This window comes from Haloferula sp. A504 (assembly GCF_044385805.1).
In the GTDB taxonomy this organism is placed as follows: Bacteria; Verrucomicrobiota; Verrucomicrobiia; order Verrucomicrobiales; family Akkermansiaceae; genus Haloferula.
Map to the genome: position 1 here is coordinate 1 of NZ_JBISBU010000146.1, position 1,335 is coordinate 1,335.

Below are 1,335 nucleotides of genomic sequence, written 5' to 3' on the forward strand. Positions count from 1 at the left end.
AGCGCTCGATTCCAGTCCTCGCACCATCAATGCTGGAAAACAAAAGATCGAAATACTCAGTGACATCGAGGCCATCCGCACGAACCGAGAAGGTTTGCGATTGTGGCAGGAACTTCCAGATCCCGATACCCACACCTGCGAGCACCAGAACGGCGGCGATCATGGCGACCTTGAGGCCCTTTCCCTTTTGGGCTTGTGAAGCGACCTGCTGCGCCCCTGCATTCGCCTGGGCCTGCTTGGCGCTCTTCGACTGTTTCGCCCTGGCAAGCGCCTGCTGCTTCTCCGCAGCCCGCTGCGCCTTGGCTGCCTGACGCGCGTCCGCTGCCTTCTGCTTCTCAGCGGCGAGGCAAGCCTTCGCGGCCTCGCGCTCCTCTTGGGCTTTGCGCTTCGCCTGAGCTTTCCGGGCGGCCTCTTCCTTGGCTTTGAGAGCTGCCTGTTCCCTCGCCTGGCGTGCGGCCTCCTCCTTGGCTTGGCGGGCTGATTCCTCTTCCGCCTCCTTGGCTCGGCGTGCTGCATCCTTCTCCACCTTGCGGGCTGCCTCCTCCTCAGCTCTTTCGGAGACATCCGCCGCTGTCCTCTTGAGCATCGGTTTGACTGCGGCCACCAGCAACTCAAGCTGTTCCTCCACTGGCTGCTTCCATGCGTCCATCCACTGAGCCGTGGACAGGTAATAGTCCAGAGACTTGCTGGGCCGCACGTCCTCGATTCGCAGGGGCAAAATTGCGACCCCTTGGCTGACGGCTCGTGCGACCTCCCGTTTCACCTGATCCGAGGCATTGGCTCCCTCCGACAGGATCAAGACCATCAACTGGCTGGAGTCAATCGCCTCGATAATGGACTCTGCCCAGTCCGCTGCCGGCCGGATATTCCGGTGGGCAATCCAGCAGTGCATGCCGGCTGCCTCAAGCGCGGCACAGACCATGTCGGCGGTCTCCCGATTCTTTGAAGAGTAGCTTACGAACACCTCCTGATCCACGATGCCTCATACCAGCACGCCCCTATCCCAAATGCAAATGCTCATCGGGTATTGGTCTCGGCACCGAACTGTGGTGCCGTTCGGTGCCTGAGATCAGGTGTTGTCTCGACACGAGATCCGAACACATCGTCGCCGGCATCTCATTCGAAGTTGGAGTCGCTTGCGAGAAGGGGACGGCTTCACGCATCGCCGACGTCGGCCCGCTCGAAAAGCGGGACGAGGTGATGTCGATTCGCCCACCTTGCCCCCTTCAATCCGAACCGCGGAACCACCTCTCCAGCGCCTTACCAAGCGCCTCGTTGCTATTCGACCAGATCCGCGGGTCATGAGATCCGCCTTTCCGTAAGGTTTGGGGCTCT

General features: G+C 60.9%; 1 protein-coding gene. It reads right to left on the reverse strand.

Translation table 11 applies throughout. From position 1 onward, the window contains the following. Positions 1–976: TIR domain-containing protein (locus ACG2LG_RS23845; RefSeq protein WP_396263372.1), on the reverse strand; the 976-nt coding region annotated here is incomplete at its 3' end. Between the last annotated feature and the right edge of the window lie 359 nt (positions 977–1,335).